This is a genomic window from Leptothrix discophora (assembly GCF_030705305.1).
Taxonomy (GTDB): Bacteria; Pseudomonadota; Gammaproteobacteria; order Burkholderiales; family Burkholderiaceae_C; genus Sphaerotilus; species Sphaerotilus discophorus.
The window spans coordinates 571,132-586,135 of sequence record NZ_JAUZEE010000001.1 but is presented as its reverse complement, the minus strand read 5'-3'; the positions used below and the strand labels follow the sequence as shown (position 1 = coordinate 586,135).

The 15,004-nt window shown below is 68.8% G+C and carries 15 protein-coding genes and 2 tRNA genes; 3 read left to right on the top strand and 14 right to left on the bottom strand.

Annotated features, from left to right (window positions below; genetic code table 11):
* Positions 1-7 precede the first annotated feature (7 nt).
* The 3 genes from Q8X39_RS02635 to surE all read right to left on the bottom strand — a co-directional run bounded on the left by Q8X39_RS02635 (position 8) and on the right by surE (position 2,605).
* Positions 8-925 (bottom strand): peptidoglycan DD-metalloendopeptidase family protein, encoded by a 918-nt coding sequence (locus Q8X39_RS02635; RefSeq protein WP_305748061.1) that lies wholly within the window; start codon positions 923-925, stop codon positions 8-10.
* A 66-nt stretch (positions 926-991) separates the two neighbouring features.
* Positions 992-1,843 carry a protein-L-isoaspartate(D-aspartate) O-methyltransferase gene (locus Q8X39_RS02630; protein ID WP_305748060.1) on the bottom strand — a complete coding sequence of 284 codons (852 nt, stop codon included), beginning with the start codon at positions 1,841-1,843 and terminating at the stop codon, positions 992-994.
* 6 nt (positions 1,844-1,849) lie between these two features.
* A complete protein-coding gene (surE, locus tag Q8X39_RS02625; RefSeq protein WP_305748059.1) occupies positions 1,850-2,605 on the bottom strand; it encodes a 5'/3'-nucleotidase SurE in 756 nt (251 codons plus the stop codon).
* A gap of 193 nt (positions 2,606-2,798) precedes the next feature.
* Between surE and Q8X39_RS02620 the strand changes: the two genes are divergently transcribed.
* Positions 2,799-3,563 carry a response regulator transcription factor gene (locus Q8X39_RS02620; protein ID WP_305748058.1) on the top strand — a complete coding sequence of 255 codons (765 nt, stop codon included), beginning with the start codon at positions 2,799-2,801 and terminating at the stop codon, positions 3,561-3,563.
* Positions 3,564-3,973: 410 nt separating this feature from the next.
* Here the strand turns inward: Q8X39_RS02620 and Q8X39_RS02615 are convergent.
* The 7 genes from Q8X39_RS02615 to uvrC form a co-directional block, all read right to left on the bottom strand.
* Positions 3,974-4,049: transfer RNA gene (locus tag Q8X39_RS02615), tRNA-His, on the bottom strand.
* 81 nt (positions 4,050-4,130) lie between these two features.
* On the bottom strand, positions 4,131-6,038 hold the full coding sequence (locus Q8X39_RS02610) for a SurA N-terminal domain-containing protein (protein ID WP_305748057.1): 1,908 nt from the start codon (positions 6,036-6,038) through the stop codon (positions 4,131-4,133).
* 62 nt (positions 6,039-6,100) lie between these two features.
* Positions 6,101-6,176, bottom strand: a tRNA-Val gene (locus tag Q8X39_RS02605).
* Positions 6,167-6,475, bottom strand: a complete 309-nt coding sequence (locus tag Q8X39_RS02600; RefSeq protein ID WP_305748056.1) for an HU family DNA-binding protein — start codon at positions 6,473-6,475, stop codon at positions 6,167-6,169. Before Q8X39_RS02600 ends, Q8X39_RS02605 begins: the two co-directional genes overlap by 10 nt.
* A gap of 225 nt (positions 6,476-6,700) precedes the next feature.
* Entirely contained in the window at positions 6,701-7,588 is an 888-nt protein-coding gene (locus Q8X39_RS02595; RefSeq protein ID WP_305748267.1) for a DMT family transporter, read from the bottom strand.
* A gap of 54 nt (positions 7,589-7,642) precedes the next feature.
* Positions 7,643-8,209 (bottom strand): CDP-diacylglycerol--glycerol-3-phosphate 3-phosphatidyltransferase, encoded by a 567-nt coding sequence (gene pgsA / locus Q8X39_RS02590; RefSeq protein WP_305748055.1) that lies wholly within the window; start codon positions 8,207-8,209, stop codon positions 7,643-7,645.
* Positions 8,210-8,252: 43 nt separating this feature from the next.
* Positions 8,253-10,298, bottom strand: coding sequence for an excinuclease ABC subunit UvrC (gene uvrC / locus Q8X39_RS02585; RefSeq protein WP_305748054.1), 2,046 nt, complete (start codon positions 10,296-10,298; stop codon positions 8,253-8,255).
* An 80-nt stretch (positions 10,299-10,378) separates the two neighbouring features.
* Here uvrC and Q8X39_RS02580 point away from each other — a divergent pair, with 80 nt between their 5' ends.
* Together Q8X39_RS02580 and efp are read left to right on the top strand one after the other, a co-directional pair.
* Positions 10,379-11,533 carry an elongation factor P maturation arginine rhamnosyltransferase EarP gene (locus Q8X39_RS02580; protein WP_305748053.1) on the top strand — a complete coding sequence of 385 codons (1,155 nt, stop codon included), beginning with the start codon at positions 10,379-10,381 and terminating at the stop codon, positions 11,531-11,533.
* 181 nt (positions 11,534-11,714) lie between these two features.
* Positions 11,715-12,269 (top strand): elongation factor P, encoded by a 555-nt coding sequence (gene efp, locus Q8X39_RS02575; protein WP_305748052.1) that lies wholly within the window; start codon positions 11,715-11,717, stop codon positions 12,267-12,269.
* A gap of 77 nt (positions 12,270-12,346) precedes the next feature.
* Here efp and Q8X39_RS02570 read toward each other — a convergent pair whose 3' ends face one another.
* From Q8X39_RS02570 to Q8X39_RS02555, 4 genes are read right to left on the bottom strand one after another with little or no spacing between them, the layout of a single operon-like run.
* Positions 12,347-13,126: a hypothetical protein gene (locus tag Q8X39_RS02570; protein ID WP_305748051.1), complete on the bottom strand. Its 780-nt coding sequence runs from the start codon at positions 13,124-13,126 to the stop codon at positions 12,347-12,349.
* A complete protein-coding gene (locus Q8X39_RS02565) occupies positions 13,123-13,548 on the bottom strand; it encodes an ExbD/TolR family protein (RefSeq protein WP_305748050.1) in 426 nt (141 codons plus the stop codon). The genes Q8X39_RS02570 and Q8X39_RS02565 overlap by 4 nt, the downstream gene beginning before the upstream one ends.
* A 10-nt stretch (positions 13,549-13,558) precedes the next feature.
* On the bottom strand, positions 13,559-13,999 hold the full coding sequence (locus tag Q8X39_RS02560; RefSeq protein ID WP_305748049.1) for an ExbD/TolR family protein: 441 nt from the start codon (positions 13,997-13,999) through the stop codon (positions 13,559-13,561).
* A gap of 58 nt (positions 14,000-14,057) precedes the next feature.
* A complete protein-coding gene (locus tag Q8X39_RS02555) occupies positions 14,058-14,909 on the bottom strand; it encodes a MotA/TolQ/ExbB proton channel family protein (protein WP_305748048.1) in 852 nt (283 codons plus the stop codon).
* Between the last annotated feature and the right edge of the window lie 95 nt (positions 14,910-15,004).

Genomic DNA, 15,004 nt, shown 5'->3' with positions numbered 1-15,004 from the left:
GTGGATATCAGCGATTCGGAAGGTAGCGGGCCGGATCGACCGGCTTGCCGCGGCGCCGGATCTCGAAGTGCAATTGCACCCGGTCGGCATCGGTCGAGCCCATCTCGGCGATCTTCTGGCCGCGCTTGACGGCCTGGTCCTCGCGCACCAGCAGCGCCTGGTTGTGTGCGTAGGCGGTCAGGAAGGTGTCGTTGTGCTTGATGATGACCAGGTTGCCGTAGCCCCGCAGGCCCGAGCCCGCGTAGACCACGCGGCCATCGGCAGCGGCGATCACCGGGTCGCCCGCACGGCCCGCGATCGCGATGCCCTTGTTGCGGCTGTCGTCGAAGGCGGCCACCACCTGACCCTGGGCCGGCCACAGCCAGTTCAGGTCATCGTCGCCCTGGGCCGCCGAGGCACCCGAAGGCGCCGGCGCGGCAGGCACAGGCACCGGAACCGGCACGGGAACGATCGCCGGCAGCGGCGCACTGGTGCCCGCGGCGGGCGGCAGGGACTTGCTGTCGGAGCCAGCCTTGTCGGCCACCCGCGGCGGGGTCACCGGACGCACCGTGGCGGCACTGGCATCCTGTCCCGGCGGCAGCACCCGCAGCACCTGGCCGACCTCGATGCGGTCCGGGTTGTCCAGGCCGTTCCAGCGCTGCAGGTCGCGCCAGTTCTGGCCGGTTTCCAGGCCGACGCGGATCAGCGTGTCGCCAGGTCGGACGGTGTAGTAGCCGGGCTTGCCGGCGTTCTCGGCACCCGGCGGGGGCTTGGGCGCTTCGACCGGGGCCGGCGCCGGGTTGGTGCCGGACTGGCGCACCGCCTGGGTGTAGCGATCCTCGACGGGCGCCTGCGACTTCGGGGCACCGGCACAGGCCACCAGCAGCACGCTGGCACCGAACACGACAAAACGCGCTGCACGGGCAGCGATGGGCTTCAAGGTCATGGGCATCGGGGAGGCAGGAGTTCCGGTCATCGAGGATGAGCGCCTTGCGCATCGCGCGGGGTCATCTCACGCCGGCCTGTGGTCACGGGTGCCGGATTCTAAGGGGACGAAACGGACCGTTTCGTGGCGTTGCTCGACCCAGCGACCGTCTGGCATGCGATCAACCACGATCAGCACCTGCTGGGCCGAACCCGGCGCACTCTGCACCGGCGCGACCAGACGGCCGCCGGGCGCGAGCTGGTCCCGCCAGGCCTGCGGCACATCCAGGCCACCGGCGGCCGAGATGATGCCGTCGTAGGGCGCGTTCGGACCATGGCCCACGCGGCCATCACCGAAGATCAGGCGAAGGTTGGCCGGCCGGATCGGCGCGAGGTTCTCGCGCGCCTTGTCGTGCAGGCCCTTGAGCCGCTCGATCGAGTAGACGTTGCGCGCCAGGCCGCACAGCAACGCCGCCTGGTAACCGCAGCCGGTGCCGATCTCCAGCACCCGGCCGAGAGAAGGACCGCCCGGACGGGCCCGCAGCAGCGCGAGCATCCGCGCCACCACCGATGGCTTGGAGATGGTCTGGCCCAGGCCGATCGGCAGGCTGGTGTCCTCGTAGGCCTGCGACACCAGCGCCGGATCGACGAAGAGGTGGCGCGGCACCTCGCCCATCACGCGCAGCACGTCGGCGTCCTGGCAGCCGTCCAGACGCACACGATCGACCATGCGGGAGCGGAAGCTGGCGGAATCAAGGCCGTGTCCCGCAGCCGGCAGGGCAGCGGGAACCTGAGGCAGAGCCGGGGAAGGCTTCGCTGCCGTCGGCGACGTCGATGCCGGCAGGTTGGCGTGCGATCCGACCAGCCGTCGCGTGACCGGCCGGGTGTCGTCCAGCGACAGCGGGAAACGCTTGCGACGCGGGGTGCCGGCCTCGCTCATGGGGCTTCAGGCCGCCGGACCGCGCCAGCGCCCGGCCCAGCTGCCAAGCCGGGCGTGATCGGTCAGGTCGACCTGCAGGGGCGTGATCGAGATGCGGCCCTGGGCGACCGCATGGAAGTCGGTGCCCTCGCCGGCCTCGCGCGCATCGCCTGCGGCGCCGATCCAGTAGATCGGCTCGCCGCGCGGGCTCAACTGGCGGATCACCGGCTCGCTGGCGTGGCGCTTGCCGAGCCGCGTCACCTCGATCGGCGCGTCCGCCGCATCGGGGCTGCTGGGGATGTTGACGTTGAGCAGCCAGTGCTCGCGGGCCCAGGCGGCGGCCAGCACCTCGCGCAGCACCCGTCGCATCGCGGCCTCGGCCGCGTCCAGGTGGCCCCAGCCCTTCTCAGACAGCGAGAAGGCCAGCGCCGGCACACCGAAGAGGTAGCCCTCCATCGCGGCGGCCACGGTGCCTGAATAGACCGTGTCGTCGCCCATGTTGGCGCCGTTGTTGATGCCGGAGACGACCAGGTCGGGCCGGTGCTCGAGCAGGCCGGTCATCGCCACGTGGACACAGTCCGACGGCGTGCCGTTGACATATCGGAAGCCGTTGGCCGCCGTGTGCACCGACAGCGGCCGCGTCAGCGTCAGGGCATTGGACGTGCCGCTCGCGTTCTGCTCGGGCGCGACCACGTCGATCGTTCCGAATTCGCTGCAAACCCTCGCGAGGGCCTGAAGGCCCGGGGCGAGGTACCCGTCGTCGTTGGCTACCAGGATGCGCATGGTCGGCGATTGTAAGGAGCGCACCGGTTTCAGTTCGGGGTCGCGTTCAACCGTTTGCGCCCGACAGCAGAATCGGCAGAGCGCCGTCCAACACACGAAAAAACGTCCGTGGATGACGGTGTGACCGCACGACGGGGTCAAAACACCCATTCCGCAACCTGCCGTCCCCTGGACCTCGGGGGCGGCCGACAGCGTGATCGTTGCCCGGCCGATAATCTTGAGAACCCGTTCCAGAACCCTGTCACGCCCCATGTCCGGATCCTTGCCCTTGCGGGCACTCGTCGTCGAGGAAAACGCTGCCGCGCGCCAGTTCATGGTGCGGGTGGTGCGCGAGAGCTTCAGCGACGAAATCACGTTCAGCGAGGCGGCCGATCTCGACGCCGCCCGACACCTGCTCGGCCTGGGCGAACACGGGACACAGCGCCGACCGGACGCCGCACGCTTCGACCTGGTGCTGTGCGACCTGGAATCGGCCGACGGCGAAGGCCTGGCGCTGTTGTCGCAGCTGAGCGAGGACCCGGCCATCAAGGTCGCGACGACGCTGCATTCGGACGACGAACACCTGTTCCCGGCCCTGCAATGCGGTGCCAACGGCTATCTCCTGAAGGAAGACCGCTTCGAGGTGCTGGTCGAGGAACTTCAGAAGATCGCGCGCGGCCAGCCTTCACTGTCGCCGGCGATGGCGCGCCGCATGCTGGCGTTCTTCCGCGAGATCGCGGCGGTCGGCGACCCGCTGCGAGAACCGGTCGCCGACCTCTCCACCGTCGTCCTCGCCGACCGTGAACGCGACGTGCTCGCCCTCCTGAGCAAGGGCTATGCGGTCAAGGAGATCGCGCGCCAGCTGGGCATCGCCTGGTTCGAGGTCAATGACCATCTCCGGACGGCATGGCGCAAGCTCGTGCTGGCCAGCTCGCCAGAGGCGGCATTGATGGAAGCTCGACGGGTCCTGAACGGCTGAATCCGGCGGACCTCGACGGCAGCGCCGCTGACGGCCGCTGAACTTCGTCGCATCGACATCATCGGGCTCGGGACAACCGATGGTGGTTTGCAAGAGTTCGGCCCAAAAAAGGGGCGTCGTTGGGATGCCCCATTCTGTCGGCTCGAAGAAGACGCCCGATGACATCGCGCATCTGGGCCTGAAGACCTTATCCCTTGAACTCGCGAGCAGCCGGTTCTGGATACTCGAACGTCGGCAGCGACATAACACTTGCCCTGACTGGGCAACGGCTACGCAGCGGTTCGGCAGAGTGGCGCCGAAAACAAGCGCCAACAGCCGCAAGGATCATTGGATGCACAACGATGCACCAATGCGATGCACCAACGAAAAACGCCCCGTGAGGGGCGTCTGACGTGCACGTTGCGGTGGGGTGGGGTGGCTGATGGGACTCGAACCCACGACCACCGGAATCACAATCCGGGGCTCTACCAACTGAGCTACAGCCACCGCAGAGACATAAAGTATAACGTGAAACTCTGACCTGTCCAGTATGACAGGCAACTTTTCAGCGTCGCCCGCAACGTGGCCTCAGCGCGCCGCGCCCGATGCGGCGGCGGGCGCTGCCGAGACATCGACCTTGAAATGCTTGCGCAGTGACTTGTAGTAGGCGTCGGTCTCGGCCTGGGTCCAGAGCTGTGCATATTGGGCCGCCGCACGCTGCGGCTCCAGCACGGCGGGATCGGCACCGAGGACCTTGTTGATGCGCACGACCGCGTAGCCGCCCTGCCCCAAGTCGACGCCAACCCACGCCGGCAGCGCGTCGGTCGACGCACGCATCACGGCATTCAACAAGGCCGGCGACTGGCTCCGCGCCTCGACGCGAGAGACGGTCATCGCCGCACCCAGCGCCGCACTGGTCGGTTGCTGCTTCCAGTCGTCCAACGCGGCCTTGCCGGCTGCCACGGCGGCCGCAGCCGCCTTCTGGTCGGTGACCAGCTGACGCAGACGAACGCCGACCTCCTCGATCGACTCACGGCGCGACGGCGCATGCTCGGTCACGTGCACGGCGGCCAGCTGGTTGCCGCCGAGTTCGATCGGCGCGGAGTTGCGCTTGGCGTTCAGCGTCTGGGTGTCGAACAGCGTCTCCATCAACTTGGGATTGGCCAGCAGCGGCGCGTTCGCCGGCGGCTCGCCCCGAACCAGCTTGTCGGCACGCCCGATCTGCAGCTTCAGCTTGGTCGCGACAGCCTGCAGGTTGTCCTCTTGCTCGACCAGGTCGGTGAACTGCTCGGCCAGCTCGGCGTAGCGCTTCTGGGCCAGCTGCTGGCGCACTTCCTTCTCGAGCTCGGCTCGCACGCTCTCGAAGCTGCGACGTTCGCCGCCGCGGATGTCGGTGACCTCGATGAGGTGCAGTCCGAACTCACTCTCGACCAAGCCGCTCAGCTCACCCTTGCCCAACGAGAAGACCGCGTCCTCGAAGGGCTTGACCATGGCGCCGCGCGAGATCCAGTCCAGGTCGCCGCCCTGCGTGGCCGAGCCCGGGTCGTCCGACTGCTTGCGAGCCAGGTCGGCGAAGAGCTTGCGATCGGCCTTGAGCTGCTGCAGCAGACCCTCGGCCTTGGCGCGTGCCTTGGCCTTCGCGTCAGAACTGGCCGACGGATCGATCTTCACGAGGATGTGACGGGCACGGCGCTCCTGGGGCGTCTCGAAGCGGGCGACGTTCTCGTCGTAGTGCTTGCGCAGGTCTTCGGTCGACAGCGTCACGCTCTGCGCCGCCGCCGCCATGTCGAGCACGACGTACTCGAACGACACGGTCTCCTTGGACTGGAACTTCGCGGCGTTCTTCTCGTCGTCGAAATAAGCCTTCAGCTCGGCATCGCTGACCTGCACCTTGGCCCGCTGGTCCTGCACCGAGAACGTTGCCACCTGGATCTCGCGCTGCTGGAAGTAGGGATCCAGCGCACGGGTCGTCACGGCGGTCGAGGCCGGCACCGATACGCCCAGGCCCAGGAGGACCTGACGCATCGCGAGATCCTGCTTGAGCTGCTGGGCGAACTGCGCGGAAGTCATGCCGCGCATGGCCAGCAGCTCGGCCTTCACCGTACCGTCCGGGTTGCGCAGGCTCTCGAAATTCGGATCGGCGCGGAACAGGCGCTGCAGTCGCTGATCGGTCGGGTCTAGGCGCAGGTCACGAGCAGCCGCGAACATCACGCGCTCGCGCACCAGCTGGTCGAGCACCTGCTGGCGAACCATCGGGCTGTCGAGCAGCTTGGCATCGACATTGGGCATCTGCGCGCGCATGCGTTCGACCTGCTGGCGGTGTGCCGCATCCCACTCTGCCTGGGTGATCGGCTGACCATCCACATGGGCAACCGACTGGGTCTTCTCGTTGAAGCTCTGGTAGCCCTGGATGCCGAAGGCGACGAAGGACGGGAAGATCACGATCACCAGGCCGAGCTGCAGCAGGCGGTTGTGGCGACGGACGAAATCGAACATGGGAGCTCTCGTTGAAACGGTGCGTGGCGTGTCAGGCTGGGATGCCCTGCGCGTGGCGGTGATGGTGGGTGCTGAGGGGCTCGAACCCCCGACCTACGCCTTGTAAGGGCGCCGCTCTACCAACTGAGCTAAGCACCCGCCGCGTGCAGGACCTTCGTCGTGGACCAGTTGATGGCGTCCCGTAGGGCCTTGCCTGGCCGGAACTTGGCCACCTTGCTGGCCTTGATCTTGATGGCCGCGCCGGTGCGCGGGTTGCGTCCGCTGCGGGGTGCCCGCTTGGTGACCGAGAACGTGCCGAAACCGACCAGCGAGACGCTGTCGCCCTTCCTGAGGGCTTCGCCGACACCACCGATGACGGCGTCCAGGGCGCGCGCGGCGGCGGCCTTGGAGATGTCGGCCTGTTCGGCGATGTGTTCGATCAGTTCGGACTTGTTCACGGAAGCATCCTCGGGGCTTGCGCCCCCTACGCAACAGCTGGGTCAACGCCGGCCGAAGGACATCGGACGCGGGCCCTGACGGGACCGGCCAGCCACGGCCGCGGCGCCGGATTCTAAGGCCCTGCGCGGGCCGGGTCGGACGCCTGGCCGGAGGCGCTCGCCACCCCGTCGATCAGGACTTGAAAACGTGCGGACACAACACTTCCGCGGCCCGCCGCGAGCACGTCAGGACCGGCCGCGGCCGGCCCTCACGACCAGCAGCACGCCCGCGAGGCTGAGCGCCATGCCGGCGACCATGCTGACGTTGATGACCTCGTCGAACAGCAGCCAGGCCAGCACGGCGGTGCAGGGCGGCACGAGGTACATCAGGCTGGTGACGCGGGTGGCCGCACCGCGTGCGATCAGCAGGTAGAGCAGGGAACTGCCGCCCAGCGTCAGGGCCAGGACCGACCAGGCCATGGCGCCGATCAACTCGGGGTGCAGGTCCACGTGCGCCCCGCCCCCGGTCAGTTCCCCGAGTGCGATCGGAGCGGCGACGACCAGCGCGGCCACCATCTGCACGGCGCCCGCCGTGCGCACGTCGCAAGGTTGCACGTGGTGCTTCTGGTAAAGCGTGCCGGCCGTGATGCTCAGCAACGCGAGCAGGGCCAGCACCAAGTTGACCGGCGTCACCTCCCCATGACCGAGCTTGGGCCCCACCACCAGCGCCAGGCCGCACAGGCCCATCAGCAGGCCGATCCAGTGGCGCGGACCCAGCCGTTCGTGGGCCGCGCCGGTGATCGACGAACGATGCCGAGCCTCGACCCACAGCGTGGTCAGCAAGGGCTGCAAGCCGACGATCAGCGCAACCGTGCCGGCGCCGATGCCCCATCGCACCGCAGCCCAGACGCCCCCCAGGTAGCCGCCATGCATGAGCACGCCGGTGATGGCCAGGTGACGCCATTGGCCACGAGATGCCGGCCAGGCGGCTCCGGCCAGTTGTGCCCAGACGCCCAGGAGCAGGGCCGACAGGATGAACCGCACCGCCAGGAAAGCGAAGGGCGGCGCATGCGGCATGCCGTAGCGTGCGACAACGAAGCCGGTGCTCCAGATGACAACGAAGACGGCCGGCATCGCGGCGATCCAGCGTCCGCCATCGGTGGCCGACGGCGCGTTGACGGTGCTCACTCAGCGCACCTTCGCGCGGATCTCGGGGACGGCCTTCTGCAGGTAATAGACCATCGACCAGATGGTCAGCACGGTGGCGACGAGGATCAGCACGGTGCCCCAGAAGCGCGTGTCGATCAGCCCGAACAGGCGACCGTCGAACAGCAGGAAGGGAATCGCGATCATTTGCGCGGCCGTCTTGAGCTTGCCCAGCATGTGGACGGCCACGCTGCGCGAGGCACCGATCTGCGCCATCCATTCGCGCAGGGCCGAGATCGTGATCTCGCGGCCGATGATGACCAGCCCGACCAGCGCGTTGACACGGTCCAGCTGCAGCAGCACCAGCAACGCGGCACAGACCAGCAGCTTGTCGGCGACAGGATCGAGGAAAGCGCCGAAGGCGGAGGTCTGGTTGAGCTTGCGGGCCAGATAGCCATCGAGCCAGTCGGTCAGCGCGACCAGCACGAACAGCAGCGTGGCGGCCTCATTGCGATGTGCGGTGGACCACGGCAGGTAGTAGATCCCCACGATGAGCGGGATGGCCACGATGCGGGCCCAGGTCAACAGCGTCGGTAGCGTCGTGAACATGGTGAGGCATTGTGCACAGGTTCAGCGACAGCTTCGTCATGCGTCAGCGCAAGGCCTGGTGGATCTGCTGCGCGAGGTCGATCGAGATGCCCTCGACGGTGGCCAGGTCGTCGACGCTGGCCTGCGCCACGCCGCGCACGCCGCCAAACCGTTGCAGCAGCCGGGCGCGCTTCTTCGGACCGACGCCGGGAATGTCCTCCAGCCGGCTGCCTCCGGTTCGGACCGAGGCGCGTTTGGCGCGCATGCCGGTGATCGCGAAACGGTGGGCCTCGTCGCGGATCTGCGCCACCAGCATCAGCGCGGCCGAGTCGCGGCCAAGGTAGACCTTGTCGCGACCATCGGCGAACACGAGTTCCTCGAGCCCGACCTTGCGGCCTTCGCCCTTCTCGACGCCCACGATGATGGACAGGTCGATGCCCAGTTCCTCGAAGACCTCCCGCGCCACCCCGACCTGGCCGCGACCGCCGTCGATCAGCACCAGGTCCGGCAGCCGGCCTTCACCTTGACGCGCCGCCTCGACCAGCTTGGCGTAGCGGCGATGCAGCACCTGCCGCATCGCGGCGTAGTCGTCGCCACCCTGGATGCCGGCGATGTTGAAGCGCCGGTACTGGGCCGGCTGCATGCGGTGGTTCTCGAACACGACGCAGGAGGCCTGGGTCGCCTCGCCCTGCGTGTGGCTGATGTCGAAGCACTCGATGCGCAGGCTGTCGAGCGCCGCGTCCTCGCCTTCGGGCGCGAGGTCCAGCGCCTCGACCAGCGCACGGGTGCGCGACTGCTGCGAGCCCTCCTCGGCCAGCAGCCGCGCCAGCGCGATGTCGCAGCCCTTGATCGCCATGTCCAGCCAGATCCGGCGCTGGTCGCGCGGCTGGTGCTGGGCCGTGATGCGGCGCTGCGACGGACCGCCCAGCGCCTGCAGCAGCTCGCGCGAGACCGCCTCGCTGGTGACCAGCATCGGCGGGCAGTCGACGCCCAGGTAATGCTGCGCCATGAAGGCCTCCAGCACGGTCCGTTCAGGGCTGGTGACATGCAGGTCGTGGCCGGGAAGGCCGTGTTCATCGGCATTTCGCACGGTGCCTTGGGCCAGATCCCCGCCGGGCGCCTCGGCCTGGTCATCGTCCGCATCACCCGCGCTGAGGGCCAGCGCGTCCTCGATGTGGGCCGGGAAATAGGCCCGATCGCCCAGGTGCCGCCCGCCCCGCACCATCGCAAGGTTGACGCAGGCCTTGCCGCCCTGGACCTTGACCGCCAGCACGTCGACGTCGCGTTCGTCGCCGGTGTCGATGGCCTGCTGGTGCAGCACCTTGGACAGTGCGCCGATGCGGTCACGAACCTCGGCCGCCTTCTCGTATTCATAGGCCTCGGCGGCCTTCATCATCTCGTCCTGGAGGCCGGCCAGCACCACCTCGGTCTCGCCGTCGAGGAAGCGCACGGCGTCGCGCACGTCGCGGGCGTAGTCCTCGCGGCTGATCTCGCCGACACACGGCCCCGAGCAGCGGTGGATCTGGAACAGCAGGCAGGGCCGCGTGCGGTTGGCGTAGACGGTGTCCTCGCAGGTGCGCAGCATGAACACCTTCTGGATCAGCTGGATGCCTTCCTTGACCGCCCAGGCGCTCGGGTACGGCCCGAAGTAGCGGTGCCGCCGGTCGACCGCACCTCGGAAATAGGCCACCCGCGGGAACTCGTGCGTGACGAGCTTGAGGTAGGGGTAGCTCTTGTCGTCCCGGAACAGGATGTTGAAGCGCGGGTTCTGCGTCTTGATGAGGTTGTTCTCGAGCAGCAGCGCCTCGGCCTCGTTGCGCACCACCGTGGTTTCGAGCCGCTCGATGCGGCCGACCATGTGGCCAATGCGCGTGCCGGCATGATCCTTCTGGAAGTAGCTCGATACGCGCTTGCGCAGGTTGCGGGCCTTGCCGACGTAGAGGAGGCCGCCTTGCGCATCGAAGTAGCGGTAGACGCCCGGCAGCTGCGGCAACGCGGCGACCTCGCCGAGCAGGCGCTGCCAGGTGCGTTCGCGGGGCGTGGGCTCGACCGGCGTTGCCTCGCGCTCCGGCAGCGGCGGCGTGTTCTGGCTCTCGTTCTGGGTGACCATGCGAGGATTTTGCCGTCCCCGACCTTGTCCCCGCCGGTCTCACCGTCCATGTCACCGCCCCTCCGCACAAGCCCGCACCCATGACCCCGACCCGCCCATCCGGCCACCCTGCCGCCCTGCACTGGGACGTCTTCTGCCGCGTCATCGACAACCACGGCGACGTGGGCGTGTGCTGGCGCCTGTCGGCCGACCTGGCCGCCCGAGGCCATGCCGTGCGTCTGTGGATCGACGATGCCTCGGCGCTGACCTGGATGGCACCCGTCGGCGCCGACGGCGTGCAGTTGCAGCCCTGGCGCGACCCGCTGGATCACGAGCAGCCCGGCGACGTCGTCGTCGAGGCCTTTGGCTGCGACCCCCCTTCGGCCTTCGTCGCCCGCATGGCCGCGAGCGCCCGGCCGCCGCTGTGGATCAACCTCGAATACCTCAGCGCCGAGCCCTATGTCGAACGCTCGCACGGATTGCGCTCGCCGCAGCTGTCCGGGCCGGCATGTGGCCTCGACAAGTGGTTCTTCTATCCCGGCTTCACGGCGGCGACCGGTGGCTTGCTGCGCGAGGCGGGCGTGTTGCCGGCGGCGGTGGAGACGGTGAGCGACCGCCCCTTGCACCTCACCCTGTTCAGCTACGACCCGAGCGGCCTGTCCGGGCTGCGCAAGGCCCTGGCCGCCCTGCCCTGCGGCGCACGGGTGGACGTCACGCCGGGCTGGTCGGCCCGCAGCGTGGTCAGTCGGCTGGGCCTGGCGCTGGACGAGGCCGTGCCGGTGCGCGATGGGGTCATCACCTGGCAAGCGCTGCCCCACGTCGACCAGCCTGGCTTCGATCGCCAGCTGCGCGCCAGCGACCTGCTGCTGGTGCGGGGCGAGGACTCGCTGGTGCGCGCGCTGTGGTCCGGCCGGCCCTTCGTCTGGCAGCTCTACCCGCAGGACGATGGCGCCCATGCCGACAAGCTGGAGGCCTTCCTCGGGCTCTACCTGAAGGGTGCGGAACCTGCGCTGGTCAAGCCGCTGGCGGCCGTCTGGCGGTCCTGGAACGGCCTGGACAGCCCCGCATCCGGCAATGCCGGCGACGACACGGCCGCGGCATCCGCCTGGGCCCGGCTGTTGCCGGATCAACCGCTGTGGCCAGTCTGGCAGGCATGGGCCTTGAAGCGGGCGATGGACATGTTGGCGCTGCCCGATCTCGTGTCCCGTCTGCTGGACTTCATCGATCTGCGCCGAGGCGACATCCAAACCGTCTAGAATCACGGGCTTTGCGCAGGGTCCCGGGCCCCTTGTGGTCGAGCCCGATCCCCTGTTTTCCCTGCGCAGACCACGGACACCGAGGCGCTCGAAAGACCCTCTGACGCCTCTGGGCCGGCACCTGAACACCCTGCGGGGGCCGCGACGACCGCCAAGACAACTGGGAAACTGGGATACCGAGATGAAGATTGCACAGGAAATCCGCGCCGGCAACGTGATCATGCAGGGCAAGGACCCGATGGTCGTGCTCCGTACCGAATACAGCCGCGGTGGCCGCAATGCCGCGACCGTGCGCATGAAGCTCAAGAGCCTGCTGAACAACTCCGGCACGGAAGTCGTCTTCAAGGCCGACGACAAGATGGACCAGGTCATCCTGGACAAGAAGGAGTGCACCTACTCCTACTTCGCCGACCCGATGTATGTCTTCATGGACACCGAGTTCAACCAGTTCGAGGTCGAGGCCGAGAACATGGGCGACGCGATCAGCTACCTGGAAGACGGCATGCAGGCCGAGGTCGTGTTCTACGACGGCAAGGCGATCTCGGTCGAACTGCCGACCTCGCTGGTCCGCGAAGTGACCTGGACCGAGCCTGCCGTCAAGGGCGACACCTCGGGCAAGGTCCTGAAGCCCGCGAAGATCTCCACCGGATTCGAGATCCCTGTGCCCATCTTCGTCGCCCAGGGCGACAAGATCGAGATCGACACCCGCACCCACGAGTACCGCAAGCGCGTCTGATCGACCGCTTCAGGTCCGACTGAAAGGCGCCTTCCGAGGCGCCTTTTTCATGTCCGCACCAGGCTGGCCCGACCGCCTCAGCCGGTCTCGCGGAAGCTCACCTCGAGACGCACGTCGCGCTCGTCGGCACCGTCGACGCTGCACTTGAAGCGGCGCACGGCGCGCTGCACCGCGCGGTGGTATTCCTTCGGTCCGGACAGGGCCTGCACGTCAACGATCTGGTTGCCGCGCACCTTGATCAGCACCTCGACGACGCCGGTGATGCCCACGCGGTTCCACTCGTCGGCCAGCGAGGTCTCGAGGATGCGCCGGTAGCCTGGGCAGACCACGGCGACCTCGGACGAGGCCGGCCGGGAGGCGGGTGCCGGTGGCGTTGCGGGCGCTGGCGAGGGCGCCGCAACGGGTGCGGGCGCGGGTGCAGGCGCGGTAACCGGTGGCGGCGCGGGCGGCTGGACCGGTGCCGCCGGAGGCGCAGCCGGCACCGGGACCGGCTCGATCGGGCGGACCTCGGGCAGCGGCGTCGGGACGGGTGCGGGCGGCTGCGCCGGAGGTTGCGACCTCGGTGGCGGCGGTGCGGGCGTGGGGGCCGCCGGCCTCGGTGTCTCGACCAGCCGGGCGGGCGGCGGCGGCGGTGGCGGTGGTGGAGGAGGTGGCGGCGCATCGAGGATCGCCGCCTCGATCGCCTTCAGCCTGGCCGGTGCCTCGCGCAGCGTGGGCTGCAGCAGCCACCAGCCCATCAGGAGATGCGCGCCCACCACGAGCGCCAGGCCGACGCGGCGCGTGCGGCGCTCCTCGCTGGCCGGTGCGTCGCGGAAGGCGCCGAGACCGGCCGGGTGTTGCGCGGCGTCGCCCGTCATGGTCCGACCGGCGTGCTGGACACGCCCAGTTGCTTCAGCCCGGCCTGGTCGGCCGCGACCATCACGCCGGCCAGCGCGCCGTAGCTGGCGCGGCCATCGGCCTCGATGCGCAAGGGCAAGACCGGCACCTGGGCGGCTGCGTCGAGCATGCGGCGCTGCAACTCGGCGCGGTCGGCCAGCGGCTCGCCGTTCCAGCGCATCGTGTCGTCGGCCTCGATGCGCAGCTGGATCGGCACCGGCGGCGTCTGCGTCGCCGGCGTCTTCGACACCGGCAGGCGCAGGTCCACCGCATGCAGCTGGATCGGGATGGTGATGATCAGCATGACCAGCAGCACCAGCATCACGTCGATCAGCGGCGTGGTGTTGATGTCCATGATCGGCGCGTCGTCGTCACCCGATCCACCCAGCGGAGTCATCGCCATGTCCGTGGCCTCAGTTGCGCGGCGGCGGTTCGGTGATGAAGGACACCTTGGCGATGCCGGTCAGGGTGCAGGCCTGCAGCACCGGCGCAACCATCGCGTAGCGCGCGGCGGCATCGCCGCGCAGGTGCACCTCCGGCTGTGGCTGGCGCGTGGCCACCTCGCGCAACCGCGCCAGCAGCGCGTCTCGGTCCTTGAGCGGCTGGTCGAACCAGTGCAGGCCGCCACGCGCATCGACCGACACGACGATCGTGTCGGGCTGGCTCTGGCGCGGCTGGTTGCGCTCCTTGGGCAGCACCACCGGCGAGGACAGGTTCACGACCGGGATGGTGATCAGGAAGATGATGAGCAGCACCAGCATCACGTCGACCAGCGGCGTGGTGTTGATGGCGGCGATCACCTCGGCGTCGTCCTCGGTGCCGTCGAACCCGCTGGCGGGCAGTTGCAGGGCCATGGTGACGGTTCAGGCTGGAGGGTCGATCAACACGGGCATCCGGTCGATGGACACGATGTCAGCGTGCCGAACCGGCCTGCGCCAGCAGCACCGCATGCAGGTCGCCGGCGAAGCCGCGGACCTCGTCCATCGCGGCCTTGTTGCGCCGGACCAGCCAGTTGTAGCCCAGCACCGCCGGAACCGCGACGGCCAGGCCGATGGCGGTCATGATCAGCGCCTCGCCGACCGGGCCGGCGACCTTGTCGATCGAGGCCTGGCCTGCCACGCCGATCGCGGTCAGCGCGTGGTAGATGCCCCAGACGGTGCCGAACAGGCCGACGAACGGCGCTGTCGAGCCGACCGTCGCCAGGAAGGCCAGGCCGCCCTGCATGCGGCTGTTGATGCGTTCGATGGCGCGCTGGATCGACATCGTCACCCAGGTGTTGAGGTCGATCTGGCCGAGCAGGCCGTCATGCTTGCGGGTTGCCTCGGCACCGGACCGGGCCAGCTCGCGGAAGGGGCTGACCGGATCGAGCGCCTCGGTGCCCTGCTGCAGGTCGGCGGCCGACCAGAAGCTGTCCCGGGCCTGGCGGGCATGGCGACCGAGCCGGTTCTGCTCGATGAACTTGGTGACGATCACGTACCAGCTTCCGATCGACATCACGACCAGCATCAGCAGCACGACCTTGGCGACGACGTCGCTGCCCGCCCACAGCGCGGCCAGACCGTAGGGGTTCTCGACGACGGCGGCCGCCACCGGCGCCGCGAGGGTCGTGGCGACCGCGTCGCTGGCGGCCTGCGCCTGCGCGGCCCATGCGGCCAGCTGCGCGGAAACGCCGATCAGCACGAGGCGCGTGCGGTGCGCGATGCTGCGCCGTTGCTCGTCACGCAGGCTCAGTCGCTGAGCTACTTGGGGCTGGTAGGCAGGCATTGCACACGCCGTCTGGGGCAGACCCGTCATGTCGTCCTCTTGTCGCTGGCTGGCACCCGCGACGCCGCCATCGGCGGACCGGATCGCAGGCCCGG

Bases quoted from the DNA above. Each gene is read 5' to 3' on its own strand.
- Q8X39_RS02565 (WP_305748050.1), bottom strand. From the start codon at position 13,548: ATGGCGATGACTCCGCTGGGTGGATCGGGTGACGACGACGCGCCGATC.
- Q8X39_RS02560 (WP_305748049.1), bottom strand. From the start codon at position 13,999: ATGGCCCTGCAACTGCCCGCCAGCGGGTTCGACGGCACCGAGGACGAC.
- Q8X39_RS02570 (WP_305748051.1), bottom strand. From the start codon at position 13,126: ATGACGGGCGACGCCGCGCAACACCCGGCCGGTCTCGGCGCCTTCCGC.
- Q8X39_RS02580 (WP_305748053.1), top strand. From the start codon at position 10,379: ATGACCCCGACCCGCCCATCCGGCCACCCTGCCGCCCTGCACTGGGAC.
- pgsA (WP_305748055.1), bottom strand. From the start codon at position 8,209: ATGTTCACGACGCTACCGACGCTGTTGACCTGGGCCCGCATCGTGGCC.
- Q8X39_RS02555 (WP_305748048.1), bottom strand. From the start codon at position 14,909: ATGCCTGCCTACCAGCCCCAAGTAGCTCAGCGACTGAGCCTGCGTGAC.
- Q8X39_RS02595 (WP_305748267.1), bottom strand. From the start codon at position 7,588: ATGCCGGCCGTCTTCGTTGTCATCTGGAGCACCGGCTTCGTTGTCGCA.
- efp (WP_305748052.1), top strand. From the start codon at position 11,715: ATGAAGATTGCACAGGAAATCCGCGCCGGCAACGTGATCATGCAGGGC.
- Q8X39_RS02630 (WP_305748060.1), bottom strand. From the start codon at position 1,843: ATGAGCGAGGCCGGCACCCCGCGTCGCAAGCGTTTCCCGCTGTCGCTG.
- surE (WP_305748059.1), bottom strand. From the start codon at position 2,605: ATGCGCATCCTGGTAGCCAACGACGACGGGTACCTCGCCCCGGGCCTT.
- Q8X39_RS02635 (WP_305748061.1), bottom strand. From the start codon at position 925: ATGACCTTGAAGCCCATCGCTGCCCGTGCAGCGCGTTTTGTCGTGTTC.
- Q8X39_RS02610 (WP_305748057.1), bottom strand. From the start codon at position 6,038: ATGTTCGATTTCGTCCGTCGCCACAACCGCCTGCTGCAGCTCGGCCTG.
- uvrC (WP_305748054.1), bottom strand. From the start codon at position 10,298: ATGGTCACCCAGAACGAGAGCCAGAACACGCCGCCGCTGCCGGAGCGC.